This is a genomic window from Chelatococcus sp. HY11 (assembly GCF_018398335.1).
Taxonomy (GTDB): Bacteria; Pseudomonadota; Alphaproteobacteria; order Rhizobiales; family Beijerinckiaceae; genus Chelatococcus.
On record NZ_JAHBRX010000001.1, the window covers coordinates 523,053 to 543,558 of the forward strand.

Annotated in this window: 20 protein-coding genes; 5 read left to right on the forward strand and 15 right to left on the reverse strand. The window is 62.8% G+C overall.

All coding sequences use genetic code 11. The features are described 5' to 3' along the window. Positions 1 to 2 precede the first annotated feature (2 nt). From KIO74_RS02560 to KIO74_RS02615, 12 genes are all read right to left on the reverse strand, one after another. Complete coding sequence (locus KIO74_RS02560) at positions 3 to 389, reverse strand: fluoride efflux transporter FluC (RefSeq protein ID WP_213330243.1); 387 nt, start codon at positions 387 to 389, stop codon at positions 3 to 5. An 88-nt stretch (positions 390 to 477) separates the two neighbouring features. Beyond that, positions 478 to 1,107, reverse strand: a complete 630-nt coding sequence (locus tag KIO74_RS02565) for a hypothetical protein (RefSeq protein WP_213330245.1) — start codon at positions 1,105 to 1,107, stop codon at positions 478 to 480. A gap of 120 nt (positions 1,108 to 1,227) precedes the next feature. Then, positions 1,228 to 2,268 (reverse strand): hypothetical protein, encoded by a 1,041-nt coding sequence (locus KIO74_RS02570; protein WP_213330247.1) that lies wholly within the window; start codon positions 2,266 to 2,268, stop codon positions 1,228 to 1,230. 57 nt (positions 2,269 to 2,325) lie between these two features. After that, positions 2,326 to 3,354 (reverse strand): urea transporter, encoded by a 1,029-nt coding sequence (gene yut, locus KIO74_RS02575; RefSeq protein ID WP_213330249.1) that lies wholly within the window; start codon positions 3,352 to 3,354, stop codon positions 2,326 to 2,328. Between the two features lie 190 nt (positions 3,355 to 3,544). Continuing rightward, complete coding sequence (locus KIO74_RS02580) at positions 3,545 to 4,453, reverse strand: urease accessory protein UreD (RefSeq protein WP_213330264.1); 909 nt, start codon at positions 4,451 to 4,453, stop codon at positions 3,545 to 3,547. After that, positions 4,453 to 5,091, reverse strand: a complete 639-nt coding sequence (ureG, locus tag KIO74_RS02585) for an urease accessory protein UreG (protein WP_213330266.1) — start codon at positions 5,089 to 5,091, stop codon at positions 4,453 to 4,455. Before ureG ends, KIO74_RS02580 begins: the two co-directional genes overlap by 1 nt. Positions 5,092 to 5,200: 109 nt before the next feature. Then, positions 5,201 to 5,935, reverse strand: coding sequence for an urease accessory protein UreF (locus KIO74_RS02590; RefSeq protein WP_502762097.1), 735 nt, complete (start codon positions 5,933 to 5,935; stop codon positions 5,201 to 5,203). After that, positions 5,901 to 6,536, reverse strand: a complete 636-nt coding sequence (locus tag KIO74_RS02595; protein WP_213330270.1) for an urease accessory protein UreE — start codon at positions 6,534 to 6,536, stop codon at positions 5,901 to 5,903. Before KIO74_RS02595 ends, KIO74_RS02590 begins: the two co-directional genes overlap by 35 nt. A gap of 30 nt (positions 6,537 to 6,566) precedes the next feature. Further along, on the reverse strand, positions 6,567 to 8,288 hold the full coding sequence (locus KIO74_RS02600; RefSeq protein WP_213330272.1) for an urease subunit alpha: 1,722 nt from the start codon (positions 8,286 to 8,288) through the stop codon (positions 6,567 to 6,569). A 38-nt stretch (positions 8,289 to 8,326) separates the two neighbouring features. Beyond that, positions 8,327 to 8,824 carry an urease subunit beta gene (locus KIO74_RS02605; protein ID WP_213330274.1) on the reverse strand — a complete coding sequence of 166 codons (498 nt, stop codon included), beginning with the start codon at positions 8,822 to 8,824 and terminating at the stop codon, positions 8,327 to 8,329. A gap of 42 nt (positions 8,825 to 8,866) precedes the next feature. After that, positions 8,867 to 9,169, reverse strand: coding sequence for an urease subunit gamma (locus tag KIO74_RS02610; RefSeq protein WP_213323648.1), 303 nt, complete (start codon positions 9,167 to 9,169; stop codon positions 8,867 to 8,869). Between the two features lie 389 nt (positions 9,170 to 9,558). Further along, positions 9,559 to 11,589 carry an FUSC family protein gene (locus KIO74_RS02615; protein ID WP_213330276.1) on the reverse strand — a complete coding sequence of 677 codons (2,031 nt, stop codon included), beginning with the start codon at positions 11,587 to 11,589 and terminating at the stop codon, positions 9,559 to 9,561. Positions 11,590 to 11,923: 334 nt separating this feature from the next. On the opposite strand from KIO74_RS02615, the gene KIO74_RS02620 reads away from it, so the two are divergent. From KIO74_RS02620 to KIO74_RS02635, 4 genes are all read left to right on the forward strand, one after another. Then, complete coding sequence (locus tag KIO74_RS02620) at positions 11,924 to 12,169, forward strand: YtcA family lipoprotein (protein WP_249730833.1); 246 nt, start codon at positions 11,924 to 11,926, stop codon at positions 12,167 to 12,169. Positions 12,170 to 12,172: 3 nt separating this feature from the next. Beyond that, positions 12,173 to 13,222 (forward strand): multidrug transporter subunit MdtN, encoded by a 1,050-nt coding sequence (mdtN, locus tag KIO74_RS02625; RefSeq protein ID WP_213330280.1) that lies wholly within the window; start codon positions 12,173 to 12,175, stop codon positions 13,220 to 13,222. Positions 13,223 to 13,289: 67 nt separating this feature from the next. Next, positions 13,290 to 15,212, forward strand: a complete 1,923-nt coding sequence (locus KIO74_RS02630) for an FUSC family protein (RefSeq protein ID WP_249730834.1) — start codon at positions 13,290 to 13,292, stop codon at positions 15,210 to 15,212. A 55-nt stretch (positions 15,213 to 15,267) separates the two neighbouring features. Further along, positions 15,268 to 16,770 carry a TolC family protein gene (locus tag KIO74_RS02635; protein ID WP_213330284.1) on the forward strand — a complete coding sequence of 501 codons (1,503 nt, stop codon included), beginning with the start codon at positions 15,268 to 15,270 and terminating at the stop codon, positions 16,768 to 16,770. A 12-nt stretch (positions 16,771 to 16,782) separates the two neighbouring features. Here KIO74_RS02635 and aspT read toward each other — a convergent pair whose 3' ends face one another. From aspT to KIO74_RS02650, 3 genes are all read right to left on the reverse strand, one after another. Continuing rightward, the gene (gene aspT / locus KIO74_RS02640; RefSeq protein ID WP_213330286.1) at positions 16,783 to 18,474 is read right to left on the reverse strand and encodes an aspartate-alanine antiporter; all 1,692 of its coding nucleotides are present in this window, start codon (positions 18,472 to 18,474) and stop codon (positions 16,783 to 16,785) included. Between the two features lie 185 nt (positions 18,475 to 18,659). Continuing rightward, positions 18,660 to 19,151 carry a hypothetical protein gene (locus KIO74_RS02645; RefSeq protein ID WP_213330288.1) on the reverse strand — a complete coding sequence of 164 codons (492 nt, stop codon included), beginning with the start codon at positions 19,149 to 19,151 and terminating at the stop codon, positions 18,660 to 18,662. A gap of 39 nt (positions 19,152 to 19,190) precedes the next feature. Next, positions 19,191 to 19,712 carry a DUF1269 domain-containing protein gene (locus KIO74_RS02650; RefSeq protein WP_213330290.1) on the reverse strand — a complete coding sequence of 174 codons (522 nt, stop codon included), beginning with the start codon at positions 19,710 to 19,712 and terminating at the stop codon, positions 19,191 to 19,193. 244 nt (positions 19,713 to 19,956) lie between these two features. Here KIO74_RS02650 and KIO74_RS02655 point away from each other — a divergent pair, with 244 nt between their 5' ends. Then, positions 19,957 to 20,475, forward strand: coding sequence for a hypothetical protein (locus KIO74_RS02655; RefSeq protein ID WP_213330292.1), 519 nt, complete (start codon positions 19,957 to 19,959; stop codon positions 20,473 to 20,475). The last annotated feature ends 31 nt before the right edge of the window (positions 20,476 to 20,506 follow it).

The following is a 20,506-nucleotide window of genomic DNA, read 5'->3' on the forward strand; positions in this document are numbered from 1 at the left end:
CCTCATCCCATCACATTGGCAAGCGCGGCGCCGAGCGCCGCGGCGGCGAGGCCGGTCATCACGGACAGGACGAGGTAGGCGACAGCCCGAAAAGGGGACTTCGTGGCGAGCTTGGCGGCGTCCAGCTGCATGCTGCTGAAGGTCGTGTATCCGCCGAGCCCGCCCGTCAGGAGAGCGGCGACGAGCGCCGTGCTGTAGCGGTCGCGCCAGTAGACGCCGAGCATGACGGAGAGAAAGCCGATGACGAAGGCGCCGGAGACGTTGATCAGAAATGTCGCGAGCGGGAAGCCGCCGTGATAGCGCTCCCCGACCATTCGCCCGATCGCCCATCTGAGCACGGAGCCGAGGCCGCCGCCGAGGCCAACCCAGGCAAAGTCGAGCGCTGTCATGGCATGTCCCTTCTCCCAGCGCCTGTTCGCTGGGGGCTCGGACCTCACGCGCGAATGGCAGGACGTCCGAGCCCGTGTTCAGGGCTAGTCAGGACCGCAGGAGCGGATCCGGATTGAAATCGTGCAACGGAACATCCGCCACGCCCCAGCTACGCTTCACCACATGGACGTGGACATCACGCGCGCTGTGACGCTTCAGGATCTCGATGATCTTGGCATCATTGGTGGGATCGGCCGCGTGAACCCAGAGGATCAGTCCCCCATCCTCTATCTGCTGCTGAATACGTTCGGCATGGCGGCGGCCGAACGCACGCGCGAAAACGAGGCCTAGCGCCCCGCCGGTCAAGCCGCTGCCGGCGACAACCGCGATGGTCGGGATGAGGGCTGCACCCCCGGTCGCCACAATGGCGGCCGCGCCCGCGCCAGCAACATAGGCCGGAACGCCAACCAGGGCCGCGAGGCCCTCGACACGCGTGTCGGAGGAGACGAAAGCCTTGCGCTCCACATTGTCCTTGTCTTCGAGTTCCTCCGTGGTGACCGATCCGCTTTGCACGCGCGCGGAATCGGCGAGAAGGCTCAGATCCTCCTGCCGCACGCCTACCTGGAACAGTTCGTCGACCGCGGCGTTGAGCGACTTCTCATCGTCGAAGACGGCGACGGCCTCCCGCTCTTCGTAAGCGTGTTCGCCGCTGTCATTCTCGATCCCGTTCAGAGCCATCACCATCTCCCGCGCGTCCTCGCCGACGCATCGACGCCATTGAAATTATTCTAATCCCGTAGCGCAAAAGCTATATTGATGTAAGCCGATTTTCAGCGCGGCTCGTCCAGTCGGTTCGCCTCAGGTGGCGAGCAGATCACGCGGGGTCAGCGTGGCGTTGGCGATCTGTTTAAGGTAAGGCGCGTACTCCGCGCGCATCGCGAGATATTCTCGCAAGCAGGCTGCCTTGTCTTCGGCAACCGGTAGGCCGGCCTTGGCCATGGCGTCATAGACCGTGTCGAACTCCGCCACCTTGGCCTTGCTCGCTTCCGGCATCTCCTGGTCGACGATAGGCGCGCGGCCATCGAGCTCCAGGGCCACCAGCTGCAGCGTATTGACCCCGAGCAGGCGGCACATGCGCGCGGAATCGGGGGCGCCTCGCTGCAGGCAGGCGATGACGAGTGATGTCATGTCGAGAACTGTTGATGCCGCGACCACCCAAGACTTGCCCTTATAGATCGAGGGGACATAGGCGACGATGGGTGACTGCAGATGGGTCTCGCGTACGCCGCGAAACCATTCTTCCCATTCTTCCCACCCATCGAGAAAGCGACCCTGTCCGTTAGAGCCTTGGAGCCAGCGAAAGAATAGCTCGGCGGTCGGCGCTTCATTCGTGCGTGTATAAAGCCAGCTGACCTTGCGTTCGCGCGTCTGCACAGCCGCCTGATAGCCGGGAACGAATGTGAAAAGCAGCATGACGATGGCAAGGCCGATTGCCGCCTGGAAGACAGCGAGATACTCGCCCGCCAGACTGCTCGGGGTCAGGAAGCCAAGCGTGCTTAGCGCGGAGCCGCTCGCGCTCAGGGCGCGCCAGATGTCCGGTTCGATCTGCAGTCCCCAGAGAATGCCCGTGAATGCGAGCTGTACGAGCAGGAACCAGATGATGACGCAGATCAGGATGAACAGCGGCATGATCCATGCCTGCGACTGCTGGATCCGGTAATGCTCGGTCTTCTTGCCGATCGCGCCGTGAACGATGGTGACGGCAATCGTGCGCGCGACGCGTTCGATGACGTCCTTCGACCGGGAGTTCAGCAATGTGACCACGACGATCGATCGGAAATAGACCAGAAGCAGGATAACCCCGCCGACCACCGCCAGCATGCGCAGTGAAAAGTCCATTGTCGCCATTCCCAGTCTATTATGAAGCGCGATCGTGCCTGACAGACGTTTCGGCCGTCAGGGTTTGCTCTTGCTGCTCAAGATGCCGCCTTTGATGGGCGCGTGCGGATGTGGCTGCAGGTCCGACTTCGGCAGCAGGAAAAGCCAGGTGACGAAGACGAAGGGCGCGGTGAAGGTCGGGACGCCGAATGGCGCGATTCCGGCATCGAGAGCCCCCTGCACGATGACGGTGAAGATGGTCCCCAGGAGCGCGAAGGCAGCGACCCGGAGCGAGGGATTGTAGAACACGCACCCCAAGGCCACCGCGGTCAGCACCGGACTGAAGCCGTAAAGTCCCGCGGTTATATCCCCGATACTGGCGCCGAGCCCGAGCGACACGGCCAGCGCGACAGCCGCTCCCGCGGCCGCGAAGAATGCGGCCCAGGGCGAGCTCACAAACAGCCCGAGCAGAACAACGACACCGCTGATAGGGTTGTTGATGAGAAAAACCTGAGCGGGGCCCTTGAGCCACGCTTCAAGGACGGCGGTGAGGCTCAATGCTTCGGCTGCGCCCGCCGATGCGGTGGCGTGGGGCAAGGCAGGCGGTCCCATGGAGGCGATCGGCAGCTGGCCGAAGGAATAGGCCGCCAGCACGAGGAACCAGGTGGTCAGGACGAAGGGGAAGGTAAGCGCGGGTGTCTCCCAGGTCTTCATGACCTTGGAAATGGCGAGCATCACGACCGTCGAGACTGCGGCGCCGACGACGAGGATGAACCACATCGCCGCGCCATCGGCCAGAAAGGTCGGCACGGCGGCGCCGACGAGGATGCCGTTGAAACCGAACAGGCCCTGATTGAGCGATGTCTCGTCAGCTTCCAGAACCATCGCCGTCACGGTTGCTATGACGAGAGCAACGACCGCGCCGATGATGATGTCGAGCTGCCCGCCGGTATACGCCCCCCACGCGATGGCGAGGATGAAGAGCAAGCCGGTCAGCGGGTTGTTCTGGAAGATGACCTGCCCCGCGCCGCGCAGGTTGATGTCGATGAACCGCAGGGCCGCATGCCGCGACGCCAGTGTCGACCAAGTGGAGATCGCTTCAGCCATAGTGCCCCCTTCCATGGTACTCGCGGGCAATCAGCCCTTGCCACGGTGCCGGCGCGGCGTCGCCGACGCGCCGAGATATCTCCGGCGCCCGACACCGAAGCTGCAACACATCCAAAGAGCGCTTCGCGAAGAGCTCTTGCCTTCAAACCAGCTGGCGATGCGCCGATGGCTCAACCATGGCCAGCTACGCTTACGCCCAGAGAAAATTGTCCGGCACGCGCGGACCAACCACGACCTGCCGGACCTCGGACCAGAACTGCCTGATCGTTTCCATCACCGGCGCGCTTTCCATCGCCAGAACCTTGAACACCAGCCCCGCATCATGGGGGAGGCGGCTCACCCCATGCGCGATCCCGTTCTCGCGATCAAAGACCGGTGTGTTGGCCTCGAACAGGCGATCCGCGTTGTCCTTAGGCGTGATGACGACCACATTGCCGAAGACATGGAAGTCGCCCATCGCGCCGAGCGCATGCAGCTTGTCGAGCTTGGGGCGTATGACGAACTTCTCCGTAAAGAGCGACTGGCCGCTCGGCCGCTGCGCGGTCACGGTCGAGGAAAACAGCTCGTATTCGAAGATCTCACCGTCTCGGTAATACTTCCGGCCCGGCATCATGATCTCCGAATAGATCAGGGTTGCACTGGGATCGACCTCGATCTTGGTCGTCTGGATAAAGCGCGAGTTCTTGTGCGGTATGATCGGCCGGGGGATATATTCGAGATAGGAACCGGGCCCAAGGGTGAGCAACTGCGTCTGGCTCGCGTAGTTGGCATCCATTTCGTGGATGCGCGTCGCCGATTGCGTCGTCACATGGGCCTGGGCACCGGCCTGCAGATCGATCTCGATGACGTTGCGATCGCCCTGCAGGATGCCGCCGGCGTTGGAGATGATGCTGACGCAGGGAAGTCCCGGCATCTCCTCATCCCAATAGAGCGCCTGTTGCACGATGAGCGGCGCGCGTCGATGCAGGGTCCGCAACAGGGTGCGATGCGAGCCCGGTTCGAAGCCGAGCCGCAGATAGGCATTCTTGCCAAAGGATCCGCTGGGTAGCTGAGGAGGCTCGTCCTGATAAGCGCTCAGTTCCCTGGCGTCGCCAAGCATCACGCGCTCGCCTTGTCGGAGATGGTTTCGAACAGAACGTTCTCGCGGATGAGGCGCGTAAGCTCCTCGATACCCTCGTTCGTCTTGCAGTTCGTGAAGACGAACGGCTTCTTGCCGCGCATCATGCGGGAGTCATCGTCCATCACCTTGAGGCTTGCGCCGACATGCGGGGCAAGGTCAGTCTTGTTGATCACTAGGATATCGGACTGGCTGATGCCAGGGCCATTCTTGCGCGGGATCTTGTCGCCTGCGGCCACGTCGATGACATAGATGAAGAAATCGACGAGGGCAGGGCTGAACGTCAGGGTCAGGTTGTCGCCGCCGCTCTCGATGAGGACGAGATCGGAATCCGGAAACTTCGCTTCCATTTCCTCCACGGCCGCAAGGTTCATGCTGGGATCCTCGCGGACGGCCGTGTGGGGGCATCCGCCTGTCTCGACGCCGATGATCCGCTCCTCGAGGAGGATGCCGCGCAGGGTGCGCTGCACGTGCTTGGCGTCTTCGGTGGTTACCACGTCATTGGTGATCACGAGAATGCGGTAGCCGAGTTTCACCAGCTCGGGGGTAACGGCCTCGATGATCGCAGTCTTGCCAGAGCCGACCGGGCCGCCGATACCAATGCGAGGAATTTTCTTCATCTGTCCAAACCCTGTTGACGCTTACCGCCGGGGCGCTCCGCTCAAGCCGGAACCATCCCCTCACATTTTCCCTTGGAGCTGCGGTTCTAAAAACCGCGTGGCGCCTTCGCTAGTTCATGAACATGCGCACATGCCCCTTCACATGGACAGCCGCCAGTATGTCGATCATGGGCGCGAAACTGGCCATTTCGTCGATGGTCGCATCCGCGACACGTTCATAGGCAGGTGCCACCTGCGCCGTGACATCGAGCAGGATTTTCTGGGTGTCGATAAAGGAGATGCGCATCAGTCGCAGCGCCGCGCTGAGGACTGCGGTCGCCACGCCATATTGCTGGACACCGAACGCATCTTGCCGCCTCACATGGAGGGCGGCAAGGGTGATGGCCAGGCTCACAGGATGCGTGCCGGGCGTGTCGCCGCTCTTGATCCGCTCGAACCAATCGCGCGTCGCGTCATTTGCAGTAATGACAGATGACAGTTCGCACAGTTTACGTCCCATGCGCACGGTCATGAGACGCGTTTCCTCATTGAGCTTGCGCTCAAAGGTCAGCTTGTCGATCCGCGTCAGTGTCTCGATATCGCCGGCCTCGGCGGCGCGGTGGGCGCAGAGCACGGCGATGCCGTCGCTCGTCGCCGCCTGCCACATCGAGGTCTCGGTATAGGTCCGCAACGTTGCGGGACCATCCACGAGGCCCTCCTGGATGGCCGATTCAAGACCGTTCGAGAACGAGAAGCCACCTACGGGAAGTGCTGAATCTCCGAACTGGAGGAGATACAGCAACTCCGGCAATGTCCTCCCAAGGGGGAGTTCAATGCCCATGGTCGTGGTCGTGGCCATGGTGATGTCCATGTCCGTGATCATGTCCATGCGAATGCGCGGGCCGGCCATCGCCGTGGTGATGCGAATGGGGCGTGTCGCTGGCACCGCCGAACAGACGCCTGGCCTCGTGAGGCGCGAGGTAGGGAATGACGTCCGAGCCCGGGGTGAATTCATAACGCACGCCCGGCAGAGCGTGGGTCTTCATCACCGAGGACATGACCTTGCGATCCACGGTCAGCGGTACATAGACCTTCGTCTCCTTGACGATCGCCGGCCAGTGCTGGTTCCCCAGCGCGTGCCCGAGCTCGAACAGGGTCTGCACCATCTTCTCGACCTTCTCGCCGACCACTTCAGCGAGGTCGATGATCATGACCTCGCGCAGGTGGATGCGCGCGACGACGGCGGCACGCTTGGCCTCGTCCCAGAGGAGGATGTCGCCGTCATGCAGATGGGAGTTGCGATCGAGCGACAAGGCCAGCTCGACCTCGCCGGCCGTCGCCTTGCGCAGGCGGCTCTTCTGAGCTTCCCATTGATCCAGATCGAGCCAGTCGATCGCAGCCCCTTCGAGAGCCTTCGCCCACTTGGGATCCGACAGATTGCCAAGCGTATTCTCGATAATGATCATGCGTGCCTCTGCTGCATGCCGATGCAGACATTAACTGAAGAAGTAGAGCTGGTTAAGCGCGATGCTCTTGGGCGGCTCGACCGTCACATGCGTACCGTCGATAGTGACGGCGAAGGTCTCCGGGTTGACGTCGATATTCGGCAGGTAGTCGTTGAGCACCATGTGATGCTTGCCGAGGACACGCGTCGAAGAGACCGGGCTGACGACGCGCTGCAGGCCCAGGCGCTCACCGATATTCGCGTCATAGGCAGCACGCGAGACGAAGGTGAGAGAGGTCTTCGGCATCGCGGAGCCGAAGGCACCGAACATCGGCCGATAATACATCGGCTGCGGGGTCGGCAGCGAGGCATTTGGGTCGCCCATGTTGGCCCAGGCGACGAAACCACCCTTCAGCACCAGCTTTGGCTTGGCGCCGAAGAAGGCCGGCTCCCAAAGGACCAGGTCCGCGAATTTGCCGGGAGCGATCGAGCCCACCTCATGGGCGACACCGGCGGTGATGCACGGGTTGATCGTGACCTTGGCGATATACCGCAGCACGCGGAAATTGTCGTTGCCTGGCGCGTCTTCCACCAGCGGACCGCGCGCCTTCTTCATGGCATCGGCAGTTTGAATGGAGCGCAGGAAACTTTCGCCGATGCGTCCCATGGCCTGCGAGTCGCTGCCGATCATCGAGATCGCGCCGAGGTCATGCAGCACGCTCTCGGCCACGATCGTCTCCGAGCGCACGCGGCTTTCGGCGAAGGCCACGTCGGACGGGATCTTCGGATTGAGATTGTGGCAGACCATGATCATGTCGAAGAGTTCGGCCACCGAATTCTGCCCGCAGGGCAGGGTCGGGTTGGTCGAGCTCGGGAGAACATTGCGCTGGCCGACGACCTTCAGCAGGTCGGGGGCGTGACCGCCGCCCGCGCCTTCCGAATGGAAGGTGTGAATGGTGCGGCCGTCGAAGGCGGCGATCGTGTCTTCCACATAGCCGGCTTCGTTCAGGGTGTCGGTGTGCACCGCGACCGAGACGTCGTATTCGTCAGCGACCGAAAGGCAGGCGCGAATGGCTGACGGGGTGGCGCCGTAGTCCTCGTGAACCTTGAAACCGGCAGCGCCGCCCAGGAGCTGCTCGATCATGGGGCCCTTACCCGTCGAGTTGCCCTTGCCCAGCAGGCCGAAATTGATCGGCAGGCCTTCGATGGACCGCAGCATCATTTCGAGGTTCCACGGCCCGTTCGTCGTGGTGACGCCGTTCGAGCCGTCCACCGGGCCGATACCGCCGCCCCACAGCGTGGTAATGCCGTTCGACAATGCCGCATAGACCTGCTGGGGCGAGATGTAGTGGACATGGGTGTCCATGCCGCCAGCGGTCAGAATCAGATGCTCGCCCGAGATCGCGTCTGTGGCGGCGCCGGTGACGAGGCCAGGCGTGACGCCTTCCATCGTCGCAGGGTTGCCCGCCTTGCCAAGGCCAACGATGCGGCCGTTGCGGATGCCGACGTCAGCCTTCACGACGCCGAGAGTGGGCTCGAGAACGGTAACGTTGGTGATAACGAGGTCGAGACAGCCGGCCTCCTGGGTCAGCTGGTTCTCGGAGCCCATGCCGTCGCGCAGTGTCTTGCCACCGCCATACTGGAGCTCGTCACCATAGACAGCCCGAAGATCCTTTTCGATCTCGACATAGAGATCGGTATTGCCAAGGCGAATCTTGTCACCAACGGTCGGCCCGTAGAGATCCGCGTACTGTTGACGTGAAATTTGCGACATGGCGGCGTACCTTACGAAACGGAGAAAAGTGGAAGGGCTTACTTCGCAGACTTCTTCGTCTGAGCCCGTGACTTGAAGCCGAGCTCCGCCGCCTTGGCGATCGACGCATCCCGGTTCGGGCTATAGCCGGGCGCCGGCCCGGAGCCTGTCCAACCGTCCACCAAACCATTGAAGCCGAAGATGAATTGCTTGCCCGCGTAGGGAACCAGCGTCACTTCCTTCTCGTCGCCGGGCTCGAAACGCACGGCCGTATTCGCTGGGATGTCGAGGCGCTGGCCGAAGGCGGCGGCGCGGTCGAATTCCAGATACCGGTTCGTCTCGAAGAAGTGGAAATGCGATCCAACCTGGATGGGGCGGTCGCCTGTATTGCGCACCGCAAGCTTCGTACGCGGCCGGCCCGGATTGATCTCGATCGGGTCCGAGGCAAGAACATAGCCGCCAACCGGTGTCGGCGCGGGACCTGGCGCCTTCTTGGGTATTGGAGCTGCGGCCTTCTTGGGAGCAGGAGAGGTTTGCTTCGACGGATTCTTTGCCAAGATAGCCTCCTTGAAAGGCTTTGCCGGCGCGATGCTGGCTGATCAGACGATGGGGCTGTGCAGGCTGACGAGGCGGCTTCCGTCGAGGAAGACGGCTTCGACTTGAATCAGCGAAATGAGATCGGTGACACCTTCCATCACGTCCTCCGCCTTGAGGACGTTGCGGGCCCCGTCCATCACTTCCTCGACGGTCTTGCCCTCGCGCGCGCCCTCGAGAACATAGGCCGACAGCACGGCCACCGATTCCGGGTGATTGAGCTTGAGACCCTTGGCCTTACGCTTCAGCGCAACATCGGCCATCATATGGATCAGCAGCTTGTCGAACTCCCGCGGTGTCAGATGCATCGTCATCTCCAAACAGGTTATAGCCGCATTGATTGGGGGATTATACGTGAGGTCTCGACGATATTCTTGCTGCGCGACAAATTGTTTCCACAGCAGATGGCCTCGTAACTGCCAACGGAACGCGGTTAGAGCTGCACGTCGGTCAACGCCGCATTATGCACGCTCGCTGATCCAGCACTATCGTTAACCAATCACGCCCCCGCAATACAGCATCACGCTGCGTACAACCTAGCTTAAGCTCGATGGGCTGATCAACAGCAAACGCATTACAAGCAAATTAAATAAGTTAATTGTTGGCGTCGGAGCGGCTCAGCGTCTTGTCTACTTGGACGTTAATTTTGGTAAGCACAGATCAGGGTGATCTCGCTTCCCGCTCATGGTGGTCGAACTCAATGCCGGCGAGCATGCCGACTTGGGGTACGAACTGCATGGAGCAGATGGCTCAATCGGTTGATCTCGAAATCGATATCGTTAATTGCTCCGCCATCGTCGCTCGGGGGCTGGGGAAGGGCCGACGCATCACGTTGGTTCCCCGGATGAGCAGCCGCTTTCAGAGAGCGAAGTACGGCGACGCGCGCTGCAATCGCGCGCTCGTCCTCAACCGGATCCTGTTCATGGCGGGTTTCCACAAAGCGCGTGATGTGATCGCACAGGCGCTCGGCATTGACGATCACAGGGAACCATGCGGCAGCTTCGCTGCTCGCGGGTGGAGGCTCCGACAACGCTCGCTGCAACGTGGTGCGGACGTTGGAGAGGCTGTGATATGCCGCCCTCCGCGCGGCCATCAGATCGTTGTCGTTGCCGTTGGCCCCGCGGCCGGCCGCAGCGAGATAGTCCGCGACGGCCTGCATCGCGGCAGCGAACGATTTTCCGATATGCGCTCCGGGCGAGCGTGGCCAGATGAGATAGCCGAAAACCAATGTGATAGCGGCGCCCAGCACGGTGTCGACGAGGCGCTGCGCGGCGTAGTCCACGGTAGCGCCTGGTGTACTCACATCGATCATGATGAGGACAAAGGGGGTCAAGAAAGTGCATTGCAGCGCATAGCCCCGCAAGCCGGCCCACGGGATAGCAGCCGCCAATACGGTCATCACGACGATCAGGATCAGGCCTTTTGGAAGCAAGGTCATGATGGCAACGCCAATGGCCACGCCAGCCACAGTGCCAATGCTGCGCTGAACGGCGCGGACGAAAACCGACCCGAAATCCGGCTTGAGAACGATCGCGACCGTCAGCGGGATCCAGTAGGAGCGCGCGCCCGGCGCGTGACGCTCCGCAACGACGGCTATGCCTATGCACAATGCCAACTGCGCAGCGGCGAGGACGACCTCGCGGCCGAGCACGAGCTTGCCGTGCAATAGCTCGTAGGAAGGAATGCTCAGCCGCCGCGGGACGCGGGCGGCCGCATGCGGGGCTGAGAGCGGTGCAGGCGTAGCGTCCACGGCCGAGGAAGGCCATAGCTCTTCGGTCAACCGGTCGATATAGCGAAGCAAGCGACACGTGGCAGGGCGCGCATAGGAGGGCGGTGGTGGCTCATGGCGTTCGGTCAGCGCTTGGGCGATCTGGTTCAGCCGGGCAGCGACAGAATGCATCAGGCCTCGGTCATCGGCATTGCCGACGATCTCGGCAGAAATCAGCTCCATCGTCGAGAGGATCGCGGCGCTTCGCTCCTGCCTGTCGGACGGGCCTTCGTCGCCGCGCCGCGAGTCGAGCAAGCCCGCATAGCCCTTGGCGATCGCATCGGTGAGGCCGCGCCGTGCCCTCTCGATCGGTGTTGCCGTATCCGGCGGGCCCTTGCTGCCAGGCGCCTGGGGTTCCGCGTCGGCCACCCGGGCCATCGCGTTCACGATATGCGCCAGGGTCGCTCGCTCCGGCAGGCGCCGATCCAGCAAGGCCTCGCAACCCAAAAGAGCGGCTGCAAACGCACTGCCGCCCATGAAAAGCAGCGGCGGGAGCCATAGCGGTGCGTCGGAATGTACGCTCGCGCCGATGATGGCGAGCACGAGCATCTGCATCGCGGCCGTCGAGAACGCGGCGCCGTATCCGCTGATCAGCCCGGAGGCAAAGGCGATTCCGACGAGAAGAATGAGGCTCAGCGCCCCATGGCCGGCAACGGTGGCGCCGACCACATAACCAAGACCCGCGATGGGCGCCGCGATCAACTGCCGTTGCAGGCGCGCGAGATAGGAGTCGGACTGCACCTTGACGGAGTTGAGCAAAGCCCCGAGGCAGACGAGCAGCGCCGGATCTCTCAAGTCGGTGAAATGACCGACGAGCAACGGCACCGCCACCGCGATTGCAATCCGGATGGAATGGCGCCAAGGCCAAGCCGTGTTGGGATTAAGCCGCGCCACATTGCGCAGCCAACCGGGTGGCCGGTACGTCCTGGCGTTGGCGTGTTGGTCGCTACCCGTCCTCACCGCTTCTCTCTCGATCGCTCGAAATTCACTTGCTTCTAAGTGAAGCTCCGGATCATCGCAAGTTTAGCGACTATGCTCCGAAGATGTAACACAGTCCTGTTGTCACGCTGTCCGCATGTTCTGTGTTGTTTCGCATCTGTCAAAAAAACCAACCTTGCCTTCTCTACCGTGAGATGGGGCTGGAAAGCTTGCATATCCCTTGTGGGAAAAGTCAGAGGGCGGTACGGCGCGGGTTGTCCGTTCGTCTCCCCGGCGCTAGCGTCGGATCAATATAGGATGGTTCGTCAGACACGTTGTGTCAGCGGTCGTGAGTGCTATGTCTTTCAGTCGGTTAATGCTCGCGGCTCTTCTTCCTTTGGCAGGCTGCACACCCGCGGCGGCGCCGTCGATTCCGTTGTTCGGAGCTTATTTTCCGGCGTGGTTGGCCTGCGCCGTGGCTGGCATTCTCGGCGCTGTCATCCTACGCGTGGTCTTCGTCCAGATCGGCGTTGACGACGTCCTGCCCTGGCGTCTGCTGGTCTACGTCTGCCTGGCGCTGGCTATCGCTTTCGCGTTCTCGCGCTTCGTCTTCGGACGCTGACGCATGGCCGGATCGCGCAAGACGAGCCCTTCCAACGCCTTCGGCGGGATCGTGGCGGTCATCGTAGTGGCGGCGGCCGCCTTCCTCGGCTGGCGCTACATCAACAAGGCCGACAGCAATCCATTGTCCGAGGATGCGGTGTTGCAGGCCGATCTCGTGCAGATCTCATCGACGGTGCCGGGGCGCATTATACGGCTGGCCGTGAAGGAAAACGATCGCGTGAAGAAGGGAGATCTTCTCTTCGCGATCGATCCTCAGGCTTACGAGCTCGCCGTGGAGCAGGCGACCGCAGATCTGCGCATCGCCGAGGCCGCGCTCGCGACTCAGGAGCGCACCATCCAAGCGGAGGCCTCCAACGCCGCCATCGCCGGCGAGCAGGTGGTCCGCGCGAGGGCCAATCTGGCTCTGGCGACGCAGACGCTCGATCGCCTCACAGCGCTGCGGCCCAAGGGTTACGTCACCGCGCAGCAGGTCGATGATGCCGCCACCGCCAAGCGCGATGCCGAAGTCAGCCTGAGGCAGGCCCTTGCGCAGGTGGAGGCCGCGAAGGCGCTCGTCAACAGCGCCGATGCCGCCGAGGCGTTGGTGCAGGCGCGGAAGGCCGCGCTGGGCTTGGCCAAGCGCAATCTTGCAGAGACGGAGATCCGGGCGCCGCACGACGGGCTCGTCGCCGGTTTGCGCACAGCGACGGGCGAATTCGTCATAACCGGGCAATCGGTCTTCACCCTCATCGACACGGGAAGATGGTTTGCGTCCGCCGCGTTCCGCGAGACAGACCTGCGAAACATCACCGTCGGCAGCTGTGCGACCGTCTATGCGATGGCGGATCGCTCGGTCGCCATGGAAGGCGTCGTCGAGGGCATCGGGTGGGGCGTGAGTTCGGAGGAGCTGCTGCCGATACCCCGGAATCTGCCTTACGTGCCCAAGACCTTAAACTGGGTCCGTGTGTCGCAGCGTTTTCCGGTTAGGGTCCGGATTGATCAACCCCCGGATGATCTGATGCGCGTCGGCGCTTCGGCTGTCGTCATCGTTCACAGCGACCAGCGCTGCTGACGATATGCCGGGCGTGATCCTCCGTCAGGTATGGCGCGACCTGGGAATTTTTCCCGGGCGCTTCGGAATGACGTGGCGTATCGCGCTCCTCTGCGCGCTCGTGGCGGCCGTCGCGATGCTCTACAAGGTTCCCGAGCCGGCTATCGGTTGCTATCTCATCATCTATCTCATGAAGCCTAACGCGGGCGTGAATATCGCGCTTGGGATCGGCGCGTCCATTCTCGTGACCGTGGTCGTGGCTGTGGTCCTCGTCCTGGTCCGTTGGACCATCGACGTCCCCGCGTTACGGCTGGCGACGATGGCGCTGGCGGCCTTTTCCCTTGTTTTCCTTGGTTCGGTCAGCCGTCTCGGTCCCCTCGGGTCGGACATGGCGCTGGTGGTGACATTCGCGCTCAGCCTCACGGCGGATGTACCCGTGGCCGAATTGGCCACCAGAGGTTTGCTCTACGCCTGGCAGATGGTGACCATGCCGATGGCCCTCATGGTCGTTTTTAATCTGGTGGTGGGATGGACGCCCGCCCGACTGCTCGCGGCGACGTTGCAGGAGCGGCTGGAGACGGCATCCGACGCGCTCGAGCGCGGCGATGTTTCCGGCGTGCGGGCCCTTCTGCGCGAGGGCAACGGCGACCCGCAGCAGATGGCGTTGCTGACGCGGCTTTTTCACTACGTGCCCGCGACGCGGGGCATGTGGCTGTCACAGGCCGCGGACAGCACCTACCGTCTGCTGCTCGCGATTGCCGCGCTTCCGCGGTCGCTCGCGCCGGAATGGCGTAGCCGCCTCGCGGCGGATTGCCGGCTTGCCATCGCGGCGATCAGGGAGAAGGCGAGGGGCAAAGCGGAGACCTCCTGGACAGCCCCGGACGCAAAGCAGGTGTCGTCCGATCCGGCAGTCAGCGTCGCCGTACGCGCCGTCGAGGCTCTCGCCTTGCCCGCCCGGAGCTGGGCGCCGGTGCCGAAGGAGCCCTTCTTCGCGCAGGATGCGCTGAGCAATCCTGACCACCAGCGCTTTGCCCTGAAGACCGCCGCGGCCGCGATGGCCTGCTATCTCATTTACACGGGCATAGACTGGCAGGGCATCCACACCGCGATGATCACGTGCTTCGTGGCGGCGCTGGGGACAACGGCCGAGACCGTTCACAAGCTCGCCCTGCGCATCGTGGGATGCTTGATCGGCGCGGCGATGGGCATCGCGGCGATCCTGTTCGTCATTCCCAACATCACGTCGGTTGGCGGCCTGATGGTTCTCGTCTTCGCCGGCATCCTGCCGGCTGCCTGGGTATCCACCGGCAATGAGCGGATCTCCTATGGCGGCGTTCAGATCGGGCTCGCGTTTCTTCTGACCATTCTTCAAGGCTTCGAGCCGAGCCTCGACATGGATTCCGCCAGAGACCGGATCGTCGGCATCCTCCTCGGCAATGTGATGGTCTATGTCGTCTTCACCCAAATCTGGCCGGTCGGTGTCATCCACGGCGTCAAGCAGCAGCTCGCGGATGCTTTCGGGGCCCTGGCGCAACTTGCACGACGAGGTACAGGGGAGATTTCGGCCGCGACCAACGACGCCGCCAAGGCCGAGGCCCAGCTGGAGGCGGCCATGAACAGTCTGGCGCTCGCCCTGTTCGAACCCCGCCACCAGCGCCCGGGTGCCATGCAGATTGAACGTCTGGGGGAGGTGATCGCGGAAGCGAAAGCCGTTGTTCCGAAGCTGTTCGTCCTTGGCGCACCCGACTGGGACGTTGACGGACCTTCGCCCGACAATGAAGACACCGTCGCGAAGATGCCCGGTACGGCGGAAGAGCGGATGGTTTTGGCAAGTCGTTTCGCGCGGTTGTCCCGCGACATTCACGACCTCTCGGTGCCAAATGAGCCACCGCAAGGTCAAAAAAACACCGCGGATCATTTACGGCCTGACCTTAGCCTGTGTAATACAGTTCCAGAACATGTCGATCGGATAGAGGATCTCCTCGGCGGGCTGGGGCGCGATGTCGGTTAAGAGTAGGACAAGCCGCAGCGCCCGCGTGTGCTTCAATTGTGCCTGCGTTGTGGTCATGGCGGCACTGGTCGCCGGCTGCGCCAGCAATGCGGAAAGCCTCGCGCCCGCGTCGCCCACCCAACCCTGGACGCCGGGCAACAGGTCCGGCAGCAGCCTCCTGCCATCCAAAGGTGGCCAGGGAAGCACCGGGACCGATGCGCAAGCCAGGGACTTCTCCGTTCTTGGCAATCCCGCAGTCGCGGATATGCCGCCACCGCCGCAAACGCAGGCTGGCAAGGTCTACCAGCTGCCGGAACTCATCGACATCGCGGCGCGCAACAATCCCACGACGCGTGTCGCCTGGGAACACGCGCGCCAATCCGCGCTCGCGGTCGGTATTGCCGAGGCGACGTTCCTGCCATCCATTTCCGCGAATGCCGTCGGCGGCGTGCAATCGACTGAAACACCGGTGCAGGCGCTCGGGGTTCAGCGCTATCTCGATACGACCGCGCGCGGCGTGACGTCATCGCTTGCGTTTCAGTGGTTGCTGTTCGACTTCGGCCAGCGAAGTGCCGTCGTCGATGCCGCCAAGCAAGTGTCGTTCGCCGCCAATGTGATGTTCAACGCCTCGCACCAGAGGCTGATCTTCTCGGTTACGCAGACCTATTATCAATACGGAGCCGCGCGCACACGCGTCGATATCGCCGAGCAAACTTTGCGCAACAGCCGCGCCATCTATGCCGCGGCGGTGCAGCGTGAAAAGGGAGGCATCGGGACGACCGTGGAGGTGGCGCAGGCGCGTCAGCAGGTCGCGCAATCGGAACTGCGCCGCGTCGTGGCACAGGGGCAGGAGCAGGATGCCTACCAAGCCCTGCTCGGCGCGATGGGTGTGTCGCCGACACTCGCCATCAAGGTCGCCAATGCCGGCAACCGCCGTCTTCCTTCAGCGGTCAATCTGCCGATGGACGACATGATCAAGCTGGCGCTCAGGCGCCGGCCGGACGTGCTGGCGAGCTATGCGACCATCAAGGCGAGCGAGGCCGGGGTGGACGCCGCGAAGGCGGATTACCTGCCGAAAGTCTTCGTGGCTGGCGGCGTGGCAACCGGCAGCGGAAGCTTCAATGCCAGCGGCCTCCCGACCATCGGGCAGCAGACCTCGGCGACGGGGGTCCTGGTGGGGGCCACCATGCCGCTGTTCGACGGCGGTGTGCGGAGTGCCAACCTGCGCGCCGCCCAGTCGCGGGTTTCCGCCGCGCAGGACATCTTCAAGAAGACCCAGCAGGACGCCGTGCGTGAGATGGTGGTTGCATCCAACGCGGTGCGATCCGCGCTTCAGTCTTATCAGGCCGCGACGCGCTTGACCGAGGCGGCCACGATCACCTACGACGCGGCTCTTGACGCCTATCGCAACGGGCTCGGGACTATCACGGCCGCGACGGCCGCCGACACGGGCTTGCTCGACGCCCGCCAGGCCCGCGCCGATGCCCATATGGCGGCCTTGGTGGCGGCCTCCAATCTTGCGTTCGTGCTCGGCTCCATGACATCGCGCGACACCCCTGATCTCATGCTTCCGCGATAAGGGTGACCACGCTCACCGCATCAGCATGACGATGATGATGCCGCCGATGGTCAGCAGCGTGTTGCCGACCGCGCAGGTCACGGTGAAGCCGAGCGCTGGAACCTGACTGCCGGCCCTCTCCGTCAGCATGCCGAGCGTGGCCGTGGACGCGCGCGCGCCGGCGCAGCAGCCAAGCAGGATCGCGTCGTCGAACCTGAACAGGTAACGGCCGATATAGAGGCTGAGGATCAGCGGCACGGCCGTCGCGACCATGCCCCAGAGAAATAGACTTGCGCCGAGCTGTTCCGCGCCGGCGACGAAGCTCGGGCCGGAGGACAGGCCGACTGTCGCGATGAACATGTTGAGGCCAAGGGAGTTCATCAGCCAGCCCGCCGCGGGGGGCACGTTACCGAAGGTGGGGTGCACCGCCCGCAACCAGCCTGCCACGATGCCCGCGATCAATACGCCGCCGGACGAAGAGAGTGTGATCGGCACCGAGCCTATGTGCCAGACGAGTGTGCCGACAAGTGCTCCGATCACGATCGCGCCCGCGACGAATCCGATATCCGTCTCGTCGCTGCTCCGGTCCGCGCGTCCAAAAGTTGAAACCGCGGCTGAAATGTCTTGCGGGCGTCCATAGACGGTCAGCACGTCGCCGCGGTGCAGTTCGGTCGCGGGAAGTATCGGAATGTCGACACCCGTCGCGCCGCGGCGGATGCGTCTCAGAAAAATTCCACGCGTGACGGGGAGTTTCGCGAGTTCGCTGAGTGTCTTCCCGTCGAAGTGCCGATTCGTGAGAAGGACGTCGACGCCCTCGATCCGAACATCGAGGAGTTCCCGGTCCTCGACTTCCTCCAGGGAATGGCCGAGCTGCTGCAGAATATCGCCGCGTTCTCCCGCCACGGCGATGACGTCTCCGGCCTGCAACACGGTATCAGCCTTGACATCGAAGATCGCATTGTCGCGGCGTAGTCTTTCTACGAAGAACTGCTTGTGACGGTAGCTCGCCTCGACCCGCAGCGCCGTTTGTCCGATGAAACTGCTATCCGGCAAAATACGATAGGACCGTGCGATGAACTGATGCCATGCGGAGCTATGGCCGCCATGGTTGGCGCGCGCGCCCATCTTGATCTCGTAGGCCTTGCAGGCCTCGACCAGGTTGATGCCGAGCAGCTTCGGGCCGAGGAGCGCGATGATGAGCGTGGCGCCGATGGTACCGAAGATGTAGGTCATCGCGAAAGCGGTCGGTACCGCATTGACCAGCGCGTTCGTCTCCTCAGGAGGCTTGCCGATTTGCTCGATCGCGTCGACGGAGAGAGCAAGGGCGGATGAGATCGTGTTGGAGCCGGCGAAAAGCCCTGCGGCAAAACCAACGTTGTAGCCTGCGATCCGGGCGCACAGCCATGCAACACCGAGACACAGCACGCAGACCACGATGGTGAAAGCGGCTTGCGGCAATCCGTTCTTGGCGACGCCCTGTACGAATTGCGGACCGACACTGTAGCCTATGGCGAACAGAAAGATCAGAAAGAAGATGGAGCGGACGTCGTTAGAAATGACAATGTCCAGCTGTCCGACGACGAGGGCGGTGAGGAGTGTTCCTGTCACCGCGCCAAGGCCGATACCCTTGTACGACAGCTTTCCGACCGCGTAGCCTATGGCGAGTGACAGGAATACTGCGATTGCGGGATGCGCTCGCAGCACGTCCACAAACCACTGCCACATTACACATTGTCTCCCATGATGCTGGTGCGCGGCGCCCCGTCATCACCGGGCTTGTCCGCGAGATCGGATTTATCCGATTTCGGCTATAGATCAGAAGCTCGGCAACAGCCGAGTCCCTGTGATCGCGACCAGTGAGTCGCCTCGCTTTGCGTGGTCATGCATAGCGAGGCGACAATAGACCGTTTTCAGGGGCTGCTTTGAGCCTGGACGACGCCGGCGATCCAGGCCTCGGCGGAAATGCCCGCGCTCTTGGCCTTGGCCCGCACGGCCTCGACGACAGTCGGGCGGAGCGGCACGTCGAGAATGATCTGGTCTGCGTCATCCAGCGAATAGACCGTGCGCATGACGCGCGCGGCAAACCGCATGACGCGCGCGGTCTTCTGCGCATCGGACAAGGCGGTATTCGACGCAACGACCGGACAGTAGCCAGCTACGAGACTATCGATCACCAAGGTCTCGGAAGTGCCTTGCTGGCGCAGCGCATAGACCGCAGCGTTCAACTGCGCGATGTCGTCGAAGGCGTCACCGGTCGGCAGCAGCTTCTCGACGCTCGCGGCCTGTTGGCCGTCGGCGATGGGCTTCCATGGACAGGTGAAGCCGGCTGCGCTGGCGGGCGCGGCTGCGAGTAGAAGAGGAAGAGCGACACTCAACGCCGCGATTGCCAGGGGTTTGCTCATCGGGTTTCTCACGCTAGCGACTTTGCTGACAGCTTCGGCTCAGGCTGAGGGGGCGGCGGGAGCCGGCGCGCTCAGCGGCTGCGCGGCGAGCGCTTCGCGCAAGGCCTGTTCCTTGCTGTGGTCGAGCGAGGTCTTGAGCACCGTGCCGCCTGAGCCGCGCAGCTCCTCCAGGACCTTGTCGCCGGTGACTTCCTGCACCAGGACGAACAGCGCGGCGCTGCCGGGCTGCAGCGACTCGCTCAATTCCTTCATGAACTTGTCGTTGATGCCGTAGTCGGTCAGAGCGCCACCGAGAGCGCCCGAGGCGGCGCCGAGGACAACGCCGACAAGCGGCATCAGGAAGACGGCTCCGATGAGCAGTCCCCACAGGCTGCCCGAGGCGGCGCCGGCCGCGGTCGTATTCATGAGCTGATTAAGCTTGACGTGGCCCTTCTCGTCCTTCGTCGCGATGACGGCGTCGCCAATCTTGATGAGATACTCCTTCTGGAGCTCGAACAACCGCTGGCGAATTTCTTCAGCCTTCTGCTCCGAAGGATAGACCACGACGACAAGATCAGACATTGAAAACTCCACTGCGGTACCCTGATGGCGGGCCAAGGCAATCTACCGAGTCAGGGTGTCAAATCAACCGGACTATACAGGCGACAGTTGAAAGAAGGCGGTGACGGGGTGTCGCCCCCTCGTTACCGGGTTATCACCGTGGGCTTCTCTCCGTCTTTTACACAATTCCAGGCGCTGAACCGCTGCAAGCTTCCACTGGAATCGCTTTAGAGCTTTCATTCTCTCAACAAGGAATTGTCCGGCAATGAGCGACACAGTCACTGTTCACGAGAACGGCCAGCCGATCAGCTTCACCTTCGCGGAGATCTTGAAGTATCATGGCTTCGGCTATCCGGGCGGGGTCGCCCATGCGTTCAAGGTCATGCAGCGCGCCTTCCCCCTCCTTGATGGCGGAAATCCTCCCGAGCGGCGTGAACTCTCGATGGATACCGCATTTCCCGGCCCGGGCGGGCGCGATGCCTTCGAGATGGTGACGCGCATGGTCACGGCGGGACGCTATAACGTTGACCTCGCGCTCGCCAGCGACGATGTGCTTTCGAGCCCGAAAGGCCGTTATCTCTTCCGTTTTCACTATCGCGGCACGACGGTCGATCTCACCCTCCGGCCGGGGCTGGTACATGACGAGTTCATCACGCTCGCCGCTAAGGAGAACAGGACCGCCGCGGAGGAAGAGCGGCTGGTTTGGCTCAAGAACGACATGGCGCAAAGGCTACTGAGCCTGCCCGCCGACCAGGTCTACGACGCAAAGCGCGTCGGGGGCTGAGCGCGCCATGTCCCCGTACCGTGATGTCTGG